The 22003-nt window shown below is 52.6% G+C and carries 17 protein-coding genes; 14 read left to right on the forward strand and 3 right to left on the reverse strand.

The window, feature by feature from the left end; genetic code table 11:
- The first annotated feature begins 58 nt into the window (after positions 1–58).
- From EBA_RS19270 to EBA_RS19285, 4 genes are all read left to right on the forward strand, one after another.
- The gene (locus EBA_RS19270; RefSeq protein ID WP_020483279.1) at positions 59–334 is read left to right on the forward strand and encodes a cupin domain-containing protein; all 276 of its coding nucleotides are present in this window, start codon (positions 59–61) and stop codon (positions 332–334) included.
- Positions 335–455: 121 nt separating this feature from the next.
- Positions 456–1664, forward strand: a complete 1209-nt coding sequence (locus EBA_RS19275; protein WP_192376214.1) for an MdtA/MuxA family multidrug efflux RND transporter periplasmic adaptor subunit — start codon at positions 456–458, stop codon at positions 1662–1664.
- Between the two features lie 2 nt (positions 1665–1666).
- On the forward strand, positions 1667–4789 hold the full coding sequence (locus EBA_RS19280; RefSeq protein WP_192376215.1) for an MdtB/MuxB family multidrug efflux RND transporter permease subunit: 3123 nt from the start codon (positions 1667–1669) through the stop codon (positions 4787–4789).
- Entirely contained in the window at positions 4786–7878 is a 3093-nt protein-coding gene (locus EBA_RS19285; protein WP_192376216.1) for a multidrug efflux RND transporter permease subunit, read from the forward strand. Before EBA_RS19280 ends, EBA_RS19285 begins: the two co-directional genes overlap by 4 nt.
- 121 nt (positions 7879–7999) lie before the next feature.
- On the opposite strand, the gene EBA_RS19290 is transcribed toward EBA_RS19285, so the two are convergent.
- From EBA_RS19290 to EBA_RS19300, 3 genes are all read right to left on the reverse strand, one after another.
- Positions 8000–10873, reverse strand: coding sequence for a bifunctional diguanylate cyclase/phosphodiesterase (locus tag EBA_RS19290; RefSeq protein ID WP_192376217.1), 2874 nt, complete (start codon positions 10871–10873; stop codon positions 8000–8002).
- A 14-nt stretch (positions 10874–10887) separates the two neighbouring features.
- Entirely contained in the window at positions 10888–11364 is a 477-nt protein-coding gene (locus EBA_RS19295; protein ID WP_192376218.1) for a type IV pilin protein, read from the reverse strand.
- A gap of 150 nt (positions 11365–11514) precedes the next feature.
- Positions 11515–12840 (reverse strand): HD-GYP domain-containing protein, encoded by a 1326-nt coding sequence (locus tag EBA_RS19300; protein WP_192376219.1) that lies wholly within the window; start codon positions 12838–12840, stop codon positions 11515–11517.
- 494 nt (positions 12841–13334) lie between these two features.
- Here EBA_RS19300 and nifH point away from each other — a divergent pair, with 494 nt between their 5' ends.
- The 10 genes from nifH to EBA_RS19350 all read left to right on the forward strand — a co-directional run bounded on the left by nifH (position 13335) and on the right by EBA_RS19350 (position 21851).
- Positions 13335–14219 (forward strand): nitrogenase iron protein, encoded by an 885-nt coding sequence (gene nifH, locus EBA_RS19305; protein WP_192377342.1) that lies wholly within the window; start codon positions 13335–13337, stop codon positions 14217–14219.
- A gap of 104 nt (positions 14220–14323) precedes the next feature.
- A complete protein-coding gene (nifD, locus tag EBA_RS19310; RefSeq protein WP_192376220.1) occupies positions 14324–15805 on the forward strand; it encodes a nitrogenase molybdenum-iron protein alpha chain in 1482 nt (493 codons plus the stop codon).
- Between the two features lie 147 nt (positions 15806–15952).
- Positions 15953–17536 carry a nitrogenase molybdenum-iron protein subunit beta gene (gene nifK / locus EBA_RS19315; RefSeq protein ID WP_192376221.1) on the forward strand — a complete coding sequence of 528 codons (1584 nt, stop codon included), beginning with the start codon at positions 15953–15955 and terminating at the stop codon, positions 17534–17536.
- Positions 17537–17694: 158 nt separating this feature from the next.
- Complete coding sequence (gene nifT, locus EBA_RS19320) at positions 17695–17916, forward strand: putative nitrogen fixation protein NifT (protein ID WP_192376222.1); 222 nt, start codon at positions 17695–17697, stop codon at positions 17914–17916.
- A gap of 7 nt (positions 17917–17923) precedes the next feature.
- Positions 17924–18124, forward strand: coding sequence for a 4Fe-4S dicluster domain-containing protein (locus EBA_RS19325; protein ID WP_192376223.1), 201 nt, complete (start codon positions 17924–17926; stop codon positions 18122–18124).
- Positions 18125–18128: 4 nt separating this feature from the next.
- A complete protein-coding gene (nifX, locus tag EBA_RS19330) occupies positions 18129–18821 on the forward strand; it encodes a nitrogen fixation protein NifX (protein ID WP_192376224.1) in 693 nt (230 codons plus the stop codon).
- 2 nt (positions 18822–18823) lie between these two features.
- A complete protein-coding gene (locus tag EBA_RS19335; RefSeq protein WP_192376225.1) occupies positions 18824–19090 on the forward strand; it encodes a DUF6129 family protein in 267 nt (88 codons plus the stop codon).
- 9 nt (positions 19091–19099) lie between these two features.
- Entirely contained in the window at positions 19100–19864 is a 765-nt protein-coding gene (locus tag EBA_RS19340) for a 4Fe4S-binding leucine-rich repeat protein (protein ID WP_192376226.1), read from the forward strand.
- Positions 19857–20819 carry a hypothetical protein gene (locus EBA_RS19345; protein ID WP_192376227.1) on the forward strand — a complete coding sequence of 321 codons (963 nt, stop codon included), beginning with the start codon at positions 19857–19859 and terminating at the stop codon, positions 20817–20819. Before EBA_RS19340 ends, EBA_RS19345 begins: the two co-directional genes overlap by 8 nt.
- 522 nt (positions 20820–21341) lie before the next feature.
- Positions 21342–21851: a hypothetical protein gene (locus EBA_RS19350; protein ID WP_192376228.1), complete on the forward strand. Its 510-nt coding sequence runs from the start codon at positions 21342–21344 to the stop codon at positions 21849–21851.
- Positions 21852–22003: the final 152 nt, after the last annotated feature.

Below are 22003 nucleotides of genomic sequence, written 5' to 3' on the forward strand. Positions count from 1 at the left end.
GGCGCAGCAACAATGCTAAAATTCGCCGCTCGATAAACTTCATTCAAACAGGAAACCCATGAGCCAAATTACCGTTGAGCATAACCCTAGCGAAGAACGTTTACAGGAGCTAGGCGTATCAAGCTGGCCGATCTGGGAAAAAGAAATTTCCACGTTCACCATCGATTTCGACGAAACTGAAACCGCTTATGTGTTGGAAGGCGAAATCATCGTCACCCCTGTCGGCGGCGAGCCAGTGCGGATTTTGCCAGGCGACTTGGTGATGTTTCACGAAGGCCTGGATAGCCATTGGGAAGTGGTTAAGCCCTTGCGTAAACACTACCACTACGATTGATTGCTGTTATATCGGCCGACAATCTGCAAAAAGGCATCTTCAGGGTGCCTTTTTTAGTTGTACCGGTAGACTCCGCTGACCGGCATGAGGCCGGAACCCACTTATTAATACCCGCATGGCTATGAACCAGGATCAGGATTACGCCGCATTAAAGCCAACTTCGCGCTGGCGCTGGGCTGCAGTACTCACCGTAATTGCCGCAACCGGCGGCTATTATTTCCTCCACGCCGACCCACACAAGCAAGAAAATCCGGATGCCCGCCACAGCGAGATTGAAAACGCCCCGATCAGTGTGGCGGTTGCGCTAACCAGGCAAGGCGACCTGCCGATTTATCTGAATGGTCTCGGTAGCGTTACCCCGCTACACACCGTCATGGTGCGTTCGCGTGTCGATGGCGAATTGATCCGGGTGGCTTTTAGCGAGGGCCAAGCGGTACGCCAAGGCGAACTGCTCGCCGAAATCGACCCGCGTCCCTATCAAGTAGCCGTGCAACAAGCCGAGGGCCAGTTGCTGCGCGACGAGGCGCTGCTAAAAAACGCCGAAATCGACCAGGCCCGCTATCAAACATTGCTGGAACAGGACTCTATCGCCGCCCAACAAACCGCCACCCAGGCCGCGCTGGTTAAACAATATCGCGGTACCGTCGAGATCGACCGCGCCCAACTCGATAACGCCAAATTGCAGTTGAGTTACGCGCGCATCACCGCACCGGTAGTGGGCCGGATCGGCTTGCGTCTGGTCGATCAGGGCAATATGGTTCGCGCCAGCGACGTCAATGGCCTGGCGGTCATCACCCAAATTCAGCCAATCACCGTGGTATTCACCTTGCCGGAAGATCAAGTTCCGGCGGTCATGCGCCGTTGGCGCTCGGCCGAGGCCATCGGCATAGACGCTTACGATCGGGCCGGCCAGCTAAAACTGGCCAGCGGCAAACTGCTGGCGGTGGACAATCAGATCGATGCCAGCACCGGCACCCTGAAATTAAAAGCTCAATTCGAAAACGAAGATCGCACCCTGTTTGCCAACCAGTTCGTCAACATCAAAATGCGCCTGGACACCCTGCGCGCCGTGACCTTAGCACCGACTGCCGCGATCCAGCAGGGCAGCAAGGGCGCCTTCGTCTATTGGGTCAAAGACGACAATACCGTCAGCGTGCGGCCGGTAAAAACCGGAGCAACAGATGGCGAAACCGTGGCGATTCTGGAAGGCTTGACGCCAAACCAAAAACTGGTAATCGACGGCGCCGACAAACTGCGCGAAGGCCGCGAAGTTAAGGTAATAGACAAAGCCAAGCCAGCCGCTCCAAACGCCGGCACACCGAGCCACTAAGCATGGCAGCTGCGCAAAACCCCTTACCCGGCTTCAACCCCTCGCGCCATTTTATCCTGCGGCCGGTCGCCACCTCCTTGCTGATGGTGGCACTGCTGCTGGCCGGGATTTTGACCTATCGCTTATTGCCGATCTCGGCATTGCCGCAAGTCGATTACCCAACCATCCAGGTCACTACGCTTTACCCCGGTGCCAGCCCGGAAGTGATGACCTCGGCCATCACCGCACCATTGGAGCGCCAATTCGGGCAAATGCCCGGCCTGCGACAAATGTCCTCGACCAGCTCCGGCGGCGCGTCGGTGGTGACCCTGCAATTCGATCTGGAATTGAATTTGGACGTCGCCGAGCAAACCGTGCAGGCGGCCATCAATGCCGCCAATAATTTCCTGCCGGCCGATTTACCGATGCCGCCCATCTATAACAAAGTCAATCCAGCCGATGCGCCCATTCTGACCTTGGCGATCAGCTCGGCGACCCTGCCCTTAGCCAAAGTCCAAGACTTGGTGGACACCCGCTTGGCGCAGAAGATCGCCCAATTGCCCGGCGTCGGTTTGGTTGCCATCAGTGGCGGCCAAAGGCCGGCCGTGCGGATACAAGCCAACCATCAAGCCCTGGCCGCTTACGGCCTCAGCCTGGAGGACTTGCGCAGCGCGATCGCTGCCGCCAATGTCAATCAACCCAAGGGCATGTTCGATGGCCCGCAACGCTCGGCGATTATTGATAACAACGATCAATTGCGCTCCGCCGCCGAATACCGAAACCTGGTCATCGCCTACCGCAATGGCGCGCCGGTGCGACTCGCGGACGTGGCCGACGCAGTCGATGCCGCCGAGAACGTCAAACTGGCCGCCTGGGCCAACGACACGGCGGCGGTGATCGTCAATATCCAGCGCCAACCGGGCGCAAATGTGATCGAGGTCGTGGACCGGATCAACAAGCTGTTGCCGCAACTGCGCGCCACCCTGCCCAGCGCGGTCGATGTACTGCCTTTAACCGACCGCACCGTCACCATCCGCGCCTCGGTGCATGACGTGCAGTTTGAATTGATGCTGGCAGTGGCTTTAGTCATCATGGTGATCTTCCTGTTTCTGCGCAATCTACCAGCCACCCTGATTCCAGCGGTCGCCGTGCCGCTGTCGCTGGTCGGCACCTTTGCGGTGATGCATCTAGCCGGCTTCAGCATCAATAATCTGACCTTGATGGCGCTGACCATCGCCAGCGGCTTTGTGGTGGACGACGCCATCGTCGTCATCGAAAACATTTCCCGCTACCTGGAACGCGGCGAGTCGGCCTTGCAGGCGGCGCTGAAAGGCTCAGAGCAAATCGGCTTTACCATCATCTCCTTAACGGTCTCGCTGGTAGCGGTACTGATTCCGTTGCTGTTCATGGGCGACGTGGTCGGCCGCTTGTTTCGGGAATTTGCGATTACCTTGGCGGTGGCGATTCTGATCTCGGCGGTAGTGTCGCTGACTTTGACACCGATGATGTGCGCGAAGATATTGCGCCCGCTAGACCCCGACCATGTTCAGCGCGAAGACTTCATCAATAAAGTCATCGCTGCTTATGGCCGCAGCCTGGAATGGGTGCTGAAGCGACAAGGTCTAACCCTGCTGATCGCCATTACCACCCTGGCACTAACCATATGTTTATACATGGCCATGCCTAAAGGTCTGTTCCCCATCCAGGACACCGGCCTGATTCAAGGCATCTCGGAAGCACCGCCCAGCATTTCCTTCGCGGCGATGGCCGAGCGCCAGCAAGCCATGGCCAAACAGATCCTGGCCGATCCAGCGGTCGCCAGCTTGTCGTCGTTCGTCGGTGTAGACGGCAGCAATGCCACCCTGAACAGCGGCCGCTTTCTGATCAACCTGAAGCCGCAAGCGCAACGCGACAACGCCACGGCGGTAATCGAACGCTTGCGGCCGCGTCTGGCGGAGGTGTCAGGTATCTCGGTTTATCTGCAACCGGTGCAGGACATGACCTTGGAAAACCGCGTCAGCCGCACCCAGTTTCAATTTACCCTGCAGACGGTCGATTTGGCGGAACTGAACCGCTGGACCCAGCGTCTGGTCGAGCGCATGCGCGCGATACCCGACATCGCCGATGCCGCCAGCGACGTGCAGGATCAAGGCCTGCAGGCCTATATCGAAATCGACCGGGCCAGCGCCAGCCGACTGGGCGTCAGCACTGCTGACATCGATAACGCCTTGTACAACGCTTACGGCCAACGCCTGGTTTCGACCATCTTCACCCAATCCAACCAATACCGAGTGGTATTGGAAGTAGATCCTAAGGAGCAGAGTGGCCCGGAAGGCTTGCAACAACTACGCGTCCCCTCCGGCAACGGTACTCAGGTGCCTCTGTCCGCCTTAGCGACTGTTTCCGAACGGCAAACCGCGTTGGCAATCAACCACCTGGATCAGTTCCCGTCAGCGACCATTTCCTTCAATCTGGCACCGGGTGCAGCCTTGGGCAATGCGCTGAATGCCATCGAGTCCGCCAAACAAGCCATCGGCTTACCACTGGCGGTACAAAGCGATTATCAAGGCGCGGCCTTGGCGTTTAATGCCTCGCTGAGCGGCACGCTGTGGTTGATCCTGGCCGCCATAGTCACTGTGTATATCGTGCTGGGCGTACTCTACGAAAGCTATATTCATCCCATCACCATCCTGTCCACCCTGCCCTCGGCCGGGGTTGGCGCGCTGCTGGCCTTGCAGTTATCCGGCAACGATTTGGGCATCATCGCGGTGATTGGCATCGTGCTGCTGATCGGCATAGTGAAGAAAAACGCCATCATGATGATAGACTTTGCTCTGGAGGCCGAGCGTAAGCAAGGCTTGCCGCCGCACGAGGCGATTTTCCAGGCCTGCCTGTTACGCTTCCGGCCGATCTTGATGACCACGCTGGCGGCTTTGCTGGGCGCTTTGCCCTTGATGCTGGGCAGCGGCGTCGGCTCCGAATTACGCCATCCCTTAGGCGTTAGCATGGTCGGCGGCTTGTTGCTCAGCCAGTTGCTGACGCTGTACACCACGCCGGTAATCTACTTGAGCCTGGACCGACTGGCTCGCCGGCTGCGCGGCGCAACCGAATCGACACTAGCAGACAGCGGCGACAGCCAGCCGTGAACTTCTCTGCGCTGTTTATCTATCGGCCGGTCGCCACCACACTTTTAACGCTGGGCTTGGCGCTGGCGGGCATCATCGCCTTCCTGCAATTGCCGGTCGCCCCTTTGCCGCAAGTGGATTTCCCGACCATCTCGGTATCCGCCAACCTACCCGGCGCCAGCCCGGAAACCATGGCCGCCACCGTGGCTACGCCGCTGGAACGGGCGCTGGGCCGCATCGCCGGCATCACCGAAATGACATCGGCCAGTTCCTTGGGCTCGACTCGGATTACCTTGCAGTTTGATTTAAATCGCGACATCGACGGCGCCGCGCGCGACGTCCAGGCCGCGATCAACGCCGCCAGTAGTTTGCTGCCGAGCAATCTGCCCAACCGGCCCAATTACCGCAAAGTCAATCCGGCAGATTCGCCCATTTTGATTCTGGCCTTGACCTCCAACACGCACAGCCGTGGGCAAATGTACGATGCCGCCTCGACGATCTTGGCGCAAAAAATCGCCCAGTTACCCGGCATCGGCCAGGTCAGCGTCGGCGGCAGTTCCTTACCGGCGGTGCGGGTGGAATTAAATCCGGCGGCATTAGCCAAATACAACATCGGCCTGGATCAGGTTGGTAAAGCCATCAATGCCAGCAACGCCAATCGCCCCAAAGGCACACTAGAGCGCGGCGACCGGCATTGGCAAATTCACGCCAACGATCAGGCCGAGCATGCTGCCGACTACCTGCCGCTGATCGTCGCTTACCGTAACGACGCGCCGGTGCGTATCGCCGATCTGGGCACAGCGGTCGACTCGGTGGAAGATTTGCGCAGCACCGGTCTGAAAAACGGCCAGCCTTCGGTGTTGCTGATCCTGAACAAACAACCAGGCGCCAATATCATCGAAACCGTCGAACAGGTGAAAACCATGCTGCCCCAGCTGCGCGCGCTGTTGCCGGCGGCCATCGAGTTGTCAGTGGTGGTGGATAGATCCTCGACCATCCGCGCCTCGGTCGATGAAGTGGAACGCAGTCTGTTGATCTCGGTCGTGCTGGTGATCATGGTGGTGCTGTTGTTTCTGCGCCGCTGGCATTCCACCCTCATCCCGCTAATCGCGGTGCCGGCATCGCTGCTGGGCGCTTGCGCGGTGATGTATTTGTGCGATTACAGCCTGGATAACTTATCGCTGATGGCCCTGACCATCGCTACCGGCTTCGTGGTGGACGACGCCATCGTGGTTCTGGAAAACAGCAGCCGGCATATAGAAAATGGCGTGCCGCCGTTCCAGGCGGCGTTGCGTGGGGCCGGCGAGGTTGGCTTTACGGTGTTGGCGATGAGTTTGTCGCTAATCGCGGTATTTACGCCAATTTTATTGATGGGCGGCATCGTCGGTCGGCTGTTTCGGGAATTTGCGGTGACACTGTCAGCGGCGGTTTTGGTGTCGCTGCTGGTATCGTTAACCGTCACGCCGATGTTGTGCGCACGCTGGCTGGAGCCGGCTGAGCAGCATCAACCCGGCAGACTGTCGATCTGGATCGAATATCAATTCCAGCGCCTGCACGACGGCTACCGCCGCAGTTTAAGCTGGGCCTTACACCATCCCAAGTTGATGCTGACGGTACTGTTGGCTTGCATCGGCTTAAATGTCTATCTGTACATCATCGTCCCGAAAGGCTTTTTCCCGGTGCAGGATAACGGCCGACTCAGCGGCACCATCCAGGCGGATCAAAGTATTTCCTTCCAGGCCATGAAAACCAAATTGCATGATTTTGTCGATATTTTGCGGCAAGACCCGGCGGTGACCAATGTGGTGGGCTTTGCCGGCGGCATGCAAAACACCAATTCCGGCCTGATGTTTGCGGTGCTGAAGCCGCCCGAGCAGCGCGATGCGCCGATAGCCGAGATCAGCCGCCGATTGCGGGAAAAACTGGCCGACGAACCCGGCGCCAGCTTGTTTTTACAGCCGGTGCAAGATTTACGCATCGGCGGTCGCGGCTCGGCGGCGCTGTACGAATTTGCCTTGCAATCGGAAGACTTGAATCTACTGCGCGAATGGACGCCCAAAATCGTCGCGGCGTTGCGCAAGCGACCGGAGCTGAGCGACGTCAACACCAATCAGCAAGACAAAGGCCGACAAATATCGCTGGTGGTGGATAGAGATAAAGCCTCAAGTCTGGGGGTCAGTCAGGCGGCCATTGATGCCGCTTTGAACAACGCTTTTGGTCAACGCCAAGTCTCGGTTATCTATAAACCCTTGAACCAATACCGGGTAGTGATGGAGCTGGCACCCGAATACTGGCAAAACCCGCAAACCTTGCAACAGTTGTATGTTAGCGCCAGCACCGGTACACAGATTCCGCTAGCCACCCTGGCCAGCTTCCAAACCAGCAACGCGCCGCTAACCATCAATCATCAAGGCCAGTTTGCCGCCGCCACCGTGTCGTTTAACCTGATGCCCGGCACCTCGCTGTCCACCGCCACGCAATTCATCGAACAAACCCTGCGCGACCTCGGCACCCCGGCCGCAGTGCGCGGCAGTTTCCAGGGCTCGGCTAAGGCTTTTCAGGAGTCGCTACGTAATCAACCCTGGCTGATTGCTGCGGCGCTGCTGAGTATTTACATCGTGCTGGGCATGCTCTACGAAAGCTATATTCATCCGCTGACGATATTGTCCACGCTGCCCTCGGCCGGCGTCGGCGCCTTGCTAGCCTTGCTGGTCTGCGATACCGAGTTCAGCATCATCGCTTTAATCGGCGTGATTTTACTGATCGGCATAGTGAAGAAGAACGCAATCATGATGATCGATTTTGCCCTGGACGCGGAACGCCGGCACGGCCTGAGCGCGGAAGAAGCTATCTTTCAAGCCTGTTTATTGCGCTTCCGGCCTATCATGATGACCACGTTGGCGGCCATGCTGGGCGCACTGCCATTGGCTTTGGGCTCGGGTTACGGTGCGGAACTGCGCCAGCCCTTGGGGATTTCCATCGTCGGCGGTTTGATTTTCAGTCAACTGCTGACACTGTATACCACGCCGGTGGTTTATCTGTACCTGGATGGCTTGAGCGCCTGGGGCCGCCGATTTTTAAGCGCCAAGCAAAATAGCCGGCAATCTTAACAAGGTGATTTATGGCAATAAATAAGCAACTTGCCGTTGAATGAGCGAACTTGTGCTGAGCGAAGCCGAAGTCAACCGTTCGCTTCGGCTCCGCTCAGCGAACGACATATCGGGTAAGCACTCAAGAACTAGCGGCCTGTTCCGCGCCACGGTTAAGCGCATCAGTCTGCAATAAGCTTAAAAATTCGTCTTTAGGTACGGGCCGGCTGAAAAAATAGCCCTGAAATAAGCCACAGTGATGTTGTTTCAATAACTCAAGTTGCACTGCGGTTTCGACGCCCTCGGCGATGGTCTCCATACCCAAGCCGTCGGCGAGCGCCAGAATAGCGCGGACGATGGCCGCGCTACTGCCCTCGGTTTCCAACTGCCGCACAAAAGATTGATCGATCTTAAGCACATCCAGCGGTAGCTCTTTTAGATAGGACAGCGACGAGAAACCGGTGCCGAAATCGTCCATGGACAAGGTAAGTCCTAGGTCTTTTAAGCGATGCATGCGCTCGATACACATTTTTATATCGCCGATAGCCACCGATTCCGTGAGTTCCAGCTCGATGAACTTCGGGTCCACACCGGTTCTGTTCAAAACGGCCGCTATTTTCTCAACCAATTCCGGATGCTTAAAATCGACAGCGGAAAGATTCACGGAAATCCGCAACGGCCCCAGTCCTTGCGCGTGGCAAGCATTCACCCACAAACAGGTTTGCTCCAACACCCAATCGCTGATTTCCACGATCAAACTGGTTTGCTCGGCCAAGGGGATGAATTTGGCCGGCGAAATCATGCCCTGCTCGGTGTGCCGCCAGCGGATCAACGCTTCGGCGCCGACGATTCGGCCATCCCAATCGACTTTGGGTTGATAAAACACCTGCAGCTCGTTTCTACCGATTGCGCCACGCAGCTCTTGTTCCAGCTTGATATTTTCCAACGCGGCCGCATTCAATTCCGGCGAATAAAACCGGAAATTGGCACGTCCCTCGCTCTTGGCATGATACATGGCAGCGTCGGCATTCTTCAGTAAGTCCTGCACGTTGTCGGCATCGTCGGGAAATAAGGCAATACCGACACTCGTGGTCACGGTCATGGGTAGCCCCGCCACCGTGACGGGTTGCTTCAGCGCGCAAAGGATTTTCTCGGCAACCGCGCTGACGAACGCGGCCGGATTATGCTGTGTATGTAATTCACCAACCACGATGACGAACTCGTCACCGCCCAATCTGACCACCAGATCGGTGGCTCTGACACAAGTAAGGAAAATGCCCGCCACCTGGCGCAGCAATTCATCGCCAGCCGAGTGCCCCAACGAATCATTGACGTTTTTGAAGCGGTCCAAGTCCATAAAAAATACCGCCAGTTGCGCATTATCGCGTCTGGCCCGCGCCATTTCTTGCCCCAATCTGTCATGCAGCACCAAGCGATTGGGCAGCCCGGTCAAGGAATCGTAATGGGCGTGCTGGTACAGCTTCTCTTCCCAGGCGGCATTGGACAGCGCGACGGCAATGCGGTCGCCGAAGTTGATGGCCGCGTTGCGCGATTCCGGTGGAATCTGATTCGGTGCTTGATAACCCAAGCAAATAATCGAAGCCAGTGCGCCGTTGAAGTGAACGGGAACTAGCAAATAGCGCCATGCGCCAGACACGCCGAACACCCGCAAATACTCGGACATCCGCTCGTCATCGCCACCAATCTCGAGGGCGCCATTTTGCAAGTCGCGTAAATCCGCGACATCCTGTTGGTTCAAAATCACCGGCTCGGCTAATATTTCGGCATCGTGTCCGCTACGCCGCACCCGAATCTCGTCGGCGATACCGGTATCCGGATTAACGGCGGCGATGGAAATCAAATCGCAAAACAATATACTGGGCAATCGGTTCAGTGCAGTGTCGATAATATCTTCGGCATTTAAAGCGGAGAGAATATTGCGGTCGATTTCCGCCATGATAGCGAGAATATCGAACTGGCTGCGCAGGCGGCGCGTCATTTCGTTGAACGAATCCGCCAACTCTTCAAATTCGTCATGGCTATGAATATCTACTCGACATTCCAGATTGCCGTCGGCAACCCGTTGGGTGCCGATTTTTAAGCGTTCGAGCGGCGTTAAATATTTAGCAATCAACCTGCTGCTCAAATACACGACAATCAGCGCGGCCAGCAGAATCACGGGCGGGTAAATCGCGCTGAATTGCTTGATTGCCGCAAACGCCAGCGATTCAGGCTGGCTTTGCACGATGATTAGGTCCGGACCGAAAAATAGCGTAGCGACCGGCAGCTTCCAATACGCACCGAGGTAGGCTTCGCCGTCCCTTTGCCACGAGAAGCGGCCGCTATTGGCTTGTGCGACTTGCGCCCTAAGCTCCGGAGACGGATCGAAATCTTGCTCCAGCGCGAACAATATCTGTAGCGAGTCGGCAGCCATCACCCATAGCAGATTGTTGGGATCGATAGTTTCGGAATTCCATAACAAGTCGGGTTTCAATTCGGCCATCAGGATGCCGGCTTTCGGTGAGTTTTCGACTAGATTGATGGCCATCCACAAACGATTGTCTTCAAGCCGCTGACCACTCACCGGTTTAATCAACGTTTTCCCGATCACAATCTGCGCTAGCTCTTCTGGCGTCAGCGTCGGTATTGCCGTGTTGTCTCGGGATAATGTGGAGGGTTGGCCATCGGCCCGCAGCACCGCCAACCCGGTGAATTGGCCTTGCAGCCATTGTTCGCCGGCCATCGCGACCGGCTTATCACTATTGCTGGATTTATAAATTTTCAAGGCCGCCAGTCGCAGAGAGCTTTCGGCAAACAGCAAACGACTGACCAATCCGTAGGCGTAATCCTTACAACCTCTATGTAATGCCTTGGCAGTCTGCGCTTGCAGCTGCTGCTTCACCTGTTGAAAGGAAAGTACACCCAGAATGACAATAGGAATCAGCGCGGCCAGCACGAAAGAAAACAGAATGCGGCGGGCAACTTTACTACCGCTAAAAGATAGCCTGCTACCCATCGCCGATGGATTACTCAGAAATCAGCGGCCAGACCGACGAAACCACCGTCGCGGGCCAGGATAATATCGTCCAGACTGTCCTTCTGACTAATCTGCTTTTTTGTGACACCATTTTTACCCAGGCTGTACAAATCGTATTTGGTATTGATTGGATTAAGCGCGTGGTCTTTGCGCACTTCGCCGTGAGTGCCCGGCCCACCCTCAATGATATTGAGATAAACATAATCTCTACCCCAAGGGTCCTTACCGTTGTTTGGGAGAACGGAGGTGATGTCGCTAAGTGCATTCGGGTAGCGAAATTCGCGGGTGTAATACCGTTCGATTTCCATTTGGATGCCTATCAGGTAGCTAATGGCAAGATCGTTCTTAGTCTTATCGATATAACCGTTGTAGGCAGGTATCGCAATGGTCGTCAACACCGCCATGATAGCAACCGCCAACAGCATCTCAATCAAGGTAAATCCGTATCCCACCATGTTATTTCTGTACATTTACCAAGATGCCCCGAGAAAATTTGTATCCATGGCTTAGCCAGCCACAAGAATCCAGACGAACATCCCCATGAACAAATCATTCCTCCACAATCGTCAGCTTCCTCATTTTAGCAGGATTGCGCGAGATGTCCGATTATGTGAATTGCCCTAACGCTTGTCATTAGCAAACCCCTTTTGTAATATGCCTTGTTGATAATATTTTTTGATGTCGATATTGTAATCTTGGGCTTTGACGATGCATTTGATAGTCAGCACTTTTCCGTGTTCGTCTAACAACATCTCGGCAAGATTGGTGATTTTCTCGGGGATACGCCGCTTTTGAACATCGAGCAACATGATCACTTTCGGCCTCAGCTTCTGCAATTCATTTACTTCCACCACAATCGCTATGTAACCGTTAGTCATCATGACGATGCTGCCGGGCGGATAAACGCCCAGACATTCTATAAATTTGATCACCAAACGCTCATCCAATTGGGTGCCGGCCATATTTGCCAGGATATTAGTCGCCTCCAGATGGGTCCGACCTTTCTGATACACTCTGTCGCTGGTAATGGCGTCGTACATATCGACTATCGTGACGATCCGGGTAAATAGCGAAATTCCTCTTTCACCGATTTGCCGAGGATAACCCTTACCGTCCAGCGTTTCGTGATGGGTATATGCGGCATCTATAGCACCTGGATACATTTGGTCGCTAGACTTCAACAACTCGTAACCCAATGCGGGATGCGAGCGCATGATTAGCATTTCATCCGGATCCAAACTGCCAGGCTTATTCAGGATGTCCAAAGGCACTAACATTTTACCCATATCGTGCATCATGCCGCATAAGCCGACATTGTTGAGGTTAGCTACGGAAAAGTTCAGGTATCGACCCAAAACAATGGCCAAGGTGCAGACGTTCAAGCTATGTTGCGCTGTGTATTTATCTTTGTTCTTTAATTGATTAAGCCACAAAAAAGCATCCGGCGAATGCAAAATGCTGTTTACGCATTGGGCTACCGCTTCTTTGGCGGCCTTGGTATCGATACCTTCGCCATTGGCGATGCGCTCCATAAAGCTGGATACCAACTGGCCCACTTCGTTGTGGACGTTTTCGGCCCGGCTAAACTCTTTCTCAAACACGCTTAGCTTTGGCGGCGGCGGTTTGCCAAAATCGATATTGCTTTCGTTGAGCAAGCTCTCTTCCAGACCTTTGCTGGCGACGGGGCGTTTTCGTTTTCTGGTGGCATCGATATACACGTACTGACAGACGTCTTTTACCGCACGGATATCCGCTTCGGTTTCCAATTCAAACCCTTGAAATAAAAACGGGCTCTCCAACCAAGGTCTATCCAATTCTATGACATACATACCTATGGTTAACAGGCTAACCGGTGTGTGGACCCGCTGATTAACATCAAAGGAATCGTCTTTCTTCGCCTTATTCTTTAGCTTGCGGCGAAAAGGCCACCAATTCTTATAAAACATACAAATAAAATATCGCTATAAAAGAAAAATACAACATCAGTAACCACGCCTTGGTTAAGAATGTGACTGTAACCGGACACTAAATATAAGGCCCTTAGTAAGACCGTATAGCAAGCCCCCAAAAACCCGACGTTGAGTATAGGGCCTGTAGCCAATTAAGTGTCGCCCCCGTCCGCGTAGAACGACATATTGGTCCTAACAAACGCAAACTAAAGCGAACCAAGAGCGCCCCTGAGCCATGATTAACGGGTAAGTCGCTCGTCAATTCGAGGTGTAAATATAGCCACTCACCCTACCACCCCACAAAAACCCCGCGATTTATGTTGGTTAGATAACAGGCCTTACAAAAAATGTTGCTAATCCGACCATCCAAAAAACAGAAAATATTATTATTAATCGTTTATTTTCAATTACTTATGACTAACCAAAACTTTGGCACGGCCATTGCTCTTATCAGTTTGTTATTAACAACATCCACTCAAGAGGAGAAGATCATGGCGAGATTACGTCAATGTGCTATTTACGGTAAAGGTGGTATTGGTAAATCTACCACCACGCAAAACCTGGTTGCTGGCTTAGCTGAGATCGGCAAAAAAGTAATGATCGTCGGCTGCGACCCTAAAGCCGATTCTACTCGTTTGATCCTGCATGCTAAAGCGCAAAACTCTATCATGCAAATGGCTGCTGACGCTGGCAGCGTAGAAGATTTGGAATTGGAAGATGTATTGAAAGTCGGTTATCGCGACATTAAATGCGTTGAGTCCGGCGGTCCAGAGCCAGGCGTAGGCTGCGCAGGCCGTGGTGTTATTACCGCGATCAACTTCTTGGAAGAAGAAGGCGCTTACACCGAAGACCTAGACTTCGTATTCTACGATGTATTGGGTGACGTTGTATGCGGTGGTTTCGCGATGCCAATTCGTGAAAACAAAGCACAAGAAATTTATATCGTTTGCTCAGGCGAAATGATGGCTATGTACGCTGCCAACAACATCGCTAAAGGTATCGTGAAATATGCTAACTCAGGCGGCGTTCGTTTGGCCGGTTTGATCTGCAACTCACGTCAAACAGCTCGTGAAGACGAACTGATCATGGAATTGGCAGCGAAAATGGGTACACACATGATCCATTTCGTACCACGTGACAACGTTGTACAACGTGCCGAAATCCGTCGTATGACAGTTATCGAGTACGAACCACAAGCTAAACAAGCGCAAGAATACCGCGACTTGGCTACCAAAATCATCAACAACACCAACTTGGTCATCCCAACTCCAATCACTATGGACGAACTGGAAGACCTGTTGATGGAATTTGGTGTCATGGAAGAAGTTGACGAAAGCGTTGTTGGTATCACCGCAGCGGCAGAAGCTTCAGCTTAATCAAGACGTAGGTTGGGCTGGCCATTAAGCCAGTTCAACCTGCTTTCGCATTGTTCCTAACAGGTCTGTGGGGGATTACCCACGACTACCAGGAGGATTACATCATGGCAGCCATGACAAGAGAAGAGACCGAAGCGCTTATTCAAGAAGTGCTGGAAGTCTATCCCGAAAAAGCCAAAGCCGATCGCGCCAAACATCTGGCCGTAAACGATCAAAGCTTGGAAAAATCAAATAAATGCATCACGTCCAACCGTAAATCCTTACCGGGCACAATGACCATTCGTGGTTGCGCTTACGCCGGTTCAAAAGGGGTGGTTTGGGGTCCTATTAAGGACATGATCCATATTTCTCACGGCCCGGTTGGCTGCGGACAATATTCCCGCGCCGGTCGCCGTAACTATTACGTAGGTACTACAGGTGTCAACACCTTCGGTACGATGAACTTTACTTCGGACTTTACCGAAAAAGACATCGTATTCGGTGGCGACAAAAAACTGGCTAAATGTATCGACGAAATCGAATTGTTGTTCCCTCTGAACAAAGGTATCTCGATTCAATCCGAGTGCCCAATTGGTCTGATCGGCGACGATATCGAAGCGGTTTCCAAAGTTAAAAACAAAGAGTACAACAAAACCATCGTGCCAGTACGTTGCGAAGGTTTCCGCGGTGTATCTCAATCTTTGGGTCACCATATAGCCAACGACGCGATTCGCGACTGGGTATTGGAAAACCGTGATGGCGACGAAAGCTTCCCAACGACTCCATACGATGTAGCCGTCATTGGCGACTACAACATCGGCGGCGATGCTTGGGCATCACGTACTTTGTTGGAAGAAATGGGTCTGCGCGTCGTTGCACAATGGTCCGGTGACGGTACCATTGCCGAGATCGAAAAAACGCCAAAAGTGAAGTTGAACCTGATTCACTGCTACCGCTCGATGAACTATATCGCTCGGCACATGGAAGAAAAGTACAACATCCCTTGGATCGAGTACAACTTCTTCGGCCCAACTAAAATCGCCGAGTCTTTGCGCAGAATCGCCGCTCACTTCGATGACACCATCAAAGAAGGTGCAGAACGCGTTATTGCTCGTTACGAGTCTGAATACAACGCGGTCATCGCTAAATACAAACCACGCTTGGAAGGCAAACGCGTGATGTTGTACATCGGCGGCCTGCGTCCTCGCCACGTTATCGGTGCCTACGAAGATTTGGGCATGGAAGTGGTTGGTACCGGTTACGAGTTCGGTCACAACGACGACTACGACCGTACTATCAAGGAAATGGGCAATGCCACCTTGTTGTATGACGACGTAACAGGCTACGAATTTGAAGAATTCGTAAAAAGAGTCCAACCTGACTTGGTCGGCTCCGGCATCAAGGAAAAATATATTTTCCAAAAAATGGGTGTGCCTTTCCGCCAAATGCACTCCTGGGATTACTCAGGCCCTTATCACGGTTACGACGGTTTTGCGATCTTCGCCCGCGATATGGACATGACCATCAACAACCCTTGCTGGAAAAGCTTTAAAGCACCTTGGAAAACCGAGGCTACTGAGAGCGAACCCGTCAAAGCGGTTGCGTAATCCGTAGGGTGGGCACAAGCCCACCTTAATTCCCGGAAAGGTGGGCTTGCGTCCACCTTACCAGGTGCCAAATATCGGTCGGGAGTCATTCCCGGCAAAATCCAATCAACGCCGGACCACAGATTAGTGGCGCGTTAGGAGATTATCATGAGCCAACAAGTCGACAATATTCAACCAAGTTATCCTTTATTCAGAACCGACGAATACAAGGAAAATCTGGCCAATAAACGTGAGCAATACGAAGAACGTCATCCGCAAGATCAAATTGACGAAGTCTTCCAATGGACGACAACTCAGGAATACCAAGATCTAAACTTCCAACGCGAAGCGATCACGGTAAACCCTGCAAAAGCTTGCCAACCGCTGGGCGCTGTCCTTTGCGCACTGGGTTTCGAAAAAACCATGCCTTACGTGCACGGTTCACAAGGCTGCGTCGCTTACTTCCGTACTTACTTCAACCGTCATTTCAAAGAGCCTATTTCTTGCGTGTCCGACTCTATGACTGAAGACGCGGCGGTATTCGGCGGTCAAAAAAATATGTTTGCCGGTTTGGAAAATGCTAAAGCATTGTACAAACCAACCATGATCGCAGTATCGACCACCTGTATGGCTGAAGTTATCGGCGACGACTTGAACGCGTTTATCAACAACGCTAAAAAAGAAGGCCACGTCGATCAAGACTACCCTGTACCATTCGCTCACACCCCTAGCTTCGTTGGTAGCCATACCACAGGTTGGGACAACATGTTCGAAGGCATTGCTCGCTACTTCACCCTTGAAAAAGGTATGATGCCTGAAGGTAAATACGAAGTTGGCAGTAACAACAAAATCAACTTAGTCCCTGGCTTTGAAACCTATTTGGGCAACTTCCGCGTCATTCACCGGATGTTGAACGAAATGGGCGTTGACCACACTTTGTTGAGCGATCCTACTGAAGTTTTGGATACGCCTGCTGATGGCCACTTCAACATGTATGCCGGTGGCACCACAATCGACGAAGTTACAGATGCGCCGAATGCGATTACGACCATTCTGTTGCAACCTTGGCAATTGGAAAAAACCAAAAAATTCGTTGAAAACAGTTGGAAACATGACGCACCTAAGCTAAACATCCCAATGGGCTTGGAGTGGACCGACCAGTTCCTGATGAAAATCTCCGAACTGACCGGCAAACCGATTCCAAAATCGCTGGAAGTGGAACGCGGCCGTTATGTTGACATGATGACTGACTCACACGCTTGGTTACACGGCAAAAAATTCGCCTTGTACGGCGACGCAGACTTTGCTTTAGGTATGACCAAATTCCTGCTGGAAATGGGCGCCGAGGTAACCGATGTGTTGGTCAACCATGCGAACAAACGTTACAAAAAAGCGGTTGAAGAAGTGTTGAAAGCGTCTCCATACGGCCAAACTGCTACAGTACATATTGGTAAGGACTTGTGGCATTTCCGTTCATTGATGTTCACTAACAAACCCGACTTCATGATCGGCAACTCCTACGGTAAATTCATTCAACGCGACACCTTTTACAAAGGCGAAGAGTTCGAAGTTCCATTGATCCGTGTTGGCTTCCCAATCTTTGATCGTCACCATCTACACCGCATGACCACTTTAGGTTACGAAGGCGGCATGTATTTGCTGACCACCATTGTGAATGCCTTGCTGGAACAGTTGGATAAAGAAACCAAAGGCATGGGAACCACCGACTACAACTACGATTTGATCCGTTAATCGTAGGGTGGGCACCGATGGCGGTGCCCACCGCTTCTTAAGCTAGTCAACCACATCGTGTCGGGTTACGGCGCATGGATAGGTAATTGCTCCTGCATTACCTATCCTTCTGCATCCATGCAGTCGTAACCCGACCTACACTTGTCTGGAGAATCCCAATGCCTAGCGTCATGCTCAGGAAACGTGAAGACGGCAAATTGCTGTTCTACATTGCCAAAAAAGACCTGGAAGAAACCATCGAATCCTTAGAGTTCGACACCCCTGACAAATGGGGCGGCGAAGTCGTGTTAGGCGACGGTTCAAAATATTACTTTGAGCCTTTGGATACTCCGCCTAAAATCCCCATGACTTTACAAGCTAAACGTCTATCGGAATTATGAGGCTACCATGACTTTATACATTGTTGCTGACGAATGTATCTCCTGCGGCGATTGCCTACCCGTCTGTCCAACGGACTCAATTAAGGAAGGTGCGATCGTCTTTGAAATCAACAAAAAGACATGCACAGAATGCAATGGCGACTTCGACGAACCACAATGCGTCAAGGTTTGCCCAATCGACAACTGTATTTTGCCTGTAGCGGCGTAACGCCATGAGCCAGTCTACCTTAACCCGGGAACTGGCCCTGCGCATCGGGCTTGCGGCTCGCGCCCTGCCCGATACCCCTCCCAAACTTTTCATATCAGTGTTGCGTGCCTGTACCGGGCCGGTTTTAAACGACAAAAGCTTAGCGGAACTCGGCGAAACCCAGTTTCGACAAGCACTGAACAATTTCGGTATCGCCGCCGATGCTGACAGCATCTGCGAATCGCTGAATATCCTGCAAAATGCCGAGGCCAAAAGGCCGGAAGCCGATAGCCCGCTATTACCCGAAACCGCCAGCTCGATCCGCATTGCTATTGGCAGCGACGATCCGCAAACAGTCAGCGGCCATTTCGGTTCGTGCCGACAGTTTTTGGTCTATCAGATTGCGGCCGACGACGCCCGTCTCATTGATGTGCGTAGCATCGATAGCGAAGCGCAACGACAACATGACGACAAAAATGTTTACCGCGCGGAACTGATAGCCGATTGCCGAGTGCTGTATATTGCCTCTATCGGCGGTCCGGCGGCGGCGAAAATTATCAAATACGGCATTCATCCGGTCAAAGCCGATCAGGGCGAAGCCATAACCCAAATTATCAAGCAGCTGCAAATCGTTTTAGCGCATGCCCCGCCACCGTGGCTCGCCAAATCGATGGGCATCCAGCCCGTGCAACGAATTTGTTTCGAACAGGAATCTTAGCGATGATTAGTCCAGAGCAACTACAAACCATAGCCAACAAAATTAACGGCCACGTCTTGGACGAAACCGTGGTGAGTGGACTGCGCGGCGAATATCCCGGCGTGCATTTCACCTATTGCATGGATGACGACCTGCCTAACAATGAACCCTTATTCGAAGGCGCCGGCTTCAATCTTTATCTGGTCGATGGCCGGGAACATTGTTTACGGATTACCGATAATTACGAGAATGCCTCAGGCATTGTAATAGCAGAAGTTATCCCCGAATAAGGCGATAACATGGCGGAACAAGACAGCCCTGTTACTCTGCCCGTCGCCGATTGCAGCCTCTGCCCATTCCGGGGGAAAACCCTGTTAATGGGCCGCTGCATGCCCGGCGATACTTGCGTGTTCATCAATAGCGGCCGGCAGATCGACCGCTTCTTTCGGGTCAATCCGGCTTATGCCCCGCATTATCTGCAGGACCCGTTCTGGGAACGCCGCGCCATCGCCGTACGCTACGCACCGCTAAAAGCCTTATCGGCGCTGATCACCGACGAAGACGAAGTAGTGCGCCGCGCCGTGGCTTTTCGGCTTCCGGCCCAGCAACTACAGGCCTTGATCGAGGATCCGGACCGCGAAGTACGGATGACGGTCGCTGACCGTATCGATCTGGAACATCTGGAATTGCTGGCTAACGATCCCGACTATATCGTGCGTTTGATGGTAGCCAAACGCCTAGCGCCAGGCCGCTTGTTTCGCTTTATCAAGGATGAGGACCTGCAAGTACGCAAACGCGTTGCCGAAAGGCTGCCGGAAGTCAGCCTGGGGCTGATGGCTGCCGACCATTCACCGGATGTGCGCCGTATCGTCGCGGAACGCATGTCGCCGGATGACGCGACCATGCTACTAAATGACAGCGACTGGGTAGTACGCTACACTGCGGCACTAAAAGTAGATCCGGCCCATTTAGCCGGACTAGCCGACGATCCCGAACCGGATGTCCGCGAACTAGTGCAGCAACGCTTAACTTCAAACTCTACTCCTGAAGCCGATCATGACTGAATCAAGACTCAATCTTGCCGGACAAGACATTACCGATTGTTGTAAAAAAATCATCCCCGGTCAAACCGACGATTTACTGCTCAGCAAACTACAGGCGCTGATCCCCGACCACCCTATCCGTTTGGCATTAACCGGCGATGAATGGTACCGGCTAGGCGGCGTGGTGGATATGGACGGCAAACGCATCGCCAACGATTTAATCGAATGGGTGGAACGCAGCTATCTGGAATGCGGGCAAAACCTGCAAACCCTGATCGATTACACGCTGGAACAAAAGCTGATAGCCACCAAACAGACCGGCAAAACCCTGTATTTTGTGGTTCAGACCGGTACCAAAGCCGAAGACTTTACCTTGATCGAAATCGATAAAACCCACGAAGTGTCGGACCGGATGCTGGTGGATGAAAACAATCCGCCCGACGACCTGGAAGAATTCATCGACCCGTTGCAGCCCTTTTGCATCGAGAGTTTCGGCTTTGGACATTCAAGATATACCTACCGGCGCAAAACCGATGTCAAGCTGTTCATGGAAGTCATCAACGAGCGTCATCCCGGTGAACATCCCGTTCAACGCTTCATGGAAGACTGGAACCGCAGCAGTGCCGGTCAGAAACACAGCATGTCCGAAGACTGGATTATCCGCCCCTACCGGCACACCGGCCGCTTTGGCGAACAAATCGTCAACGTGGAAATCGTCAACACCCACAAAAACAATTTGCCGCATTTGGAAAACTTCGCCGGTAAAAAAGGCAGCGCTTTAAGTAATGTCCTAAGCCGCTTCGACCGCCAGGCCGGCTATCCATTTGCCTGGTACTTCTACATGGTGAAAGGCAAGCTGGTCTCAACCTACAGCGCCGAGTCGGTCTACAAGGACATCTCAGGGGATTTTGCGTATTTGCCGGAGAGGGACGAGGCGGTGTTACGGGATTGGATTTCTACGCCGTATAACGTTTGATTTTTTTGTGTCGCTAACGCGACGGTTGTTTTTATGTCGGGTCTCGGCCCGACAGCCGAGATACTTTTCTTTGCTTGTCCAAAGAAAAGTACCCAAAAGAAAAGACACCCGGATGCCGCTTATTTCCTGCGCTCCTCGCTTTTGAACGGGGTTGCCGAAAGGGGCTTCCTGCCCCTTCGGCAACGTGCGGCATCCCATGCCGCACCCCTAACGGGCTATTCCGTTCAAAAGCTCCGGTGCTCGGCGCGGCATACGGGGGAATTCGTCTCAAAATCGAAGCTCAAACCAATAAGTCAATTTTTAACCTCTTCGTGCTGCCGTTTACTTGCACCCAAACAAAATTGACGAGCAGAAATGATCTCCCGACTAGGCCAACCTTCTAATTCACTTCTAACAGATATTATCCAATTCTGGAAGATTTACAGATCCTATCCAGGCACACACATATTTACTAACCACATCTCTCGTATTGACTAAAAATGACTAGTAGGATAGTCTTTTTGCTTCACCTGGGAGAATGAAATGAACAGCATCGAACCTAAACTAGTCAAGCTAAAAGGACACCTTGAGTCAGCTGCCTTTATGGTAAGCAAGGGCGCTTTAGAGAAGGAAGCTCATTCGGAAATCGTACAAAGTCTTGTCATATTATCCGAAATTGAAGGTATGCTAGCAAACCCCATGGAGGTAGAAGTCTATAAGAAATCAGACATGCGGGAGATAAACAAAGTTAACAGGCGGCTTAAACTTTGGGCAAAGCGACAAAATCAAATAAATTCGAAAATATTAAACGCATTCCTAAAATTAGAACGCTCAGGTGTAACAACAATAACCGAAACTGACATTAGAAATGAACTTCCAGAGGAAAAATCCTTTGAAAGTAATTTTGTGCAGATGAAAATTATCGCAGAAAAGAATCATGGAAAAATCTTCGAACAATACGGCGATAACATAGCCCTCTGGAATCCAGTGATTGCTGGGGTACGTGAGTATGAAAATTTAGTGTTTGAAAAAGCCGTAAGACGCAATTCGTAGGGCGTCAATAGGAGTAGCCGTATTGCGCCATATGTGAGCCTTAAATCATTCGGCGCATTACGCTATCGCTAATGCGCTCCACAAAACCCCATACAAAATAAACTGCGGAGTTGGCACGGGGTTTCTCCCGTATGCCGCGCCGAGCACCGGAG

This window comes from Methylomonas albis (genome assembly GCF_014850955.1).
Classification (GTDB): domain Bacteria; phylum Pseudomonadota; class Gammaproteobacteria; order Methylococcales; family Methylomonadaceae; genus Methylomonas; species Methylomonas albis.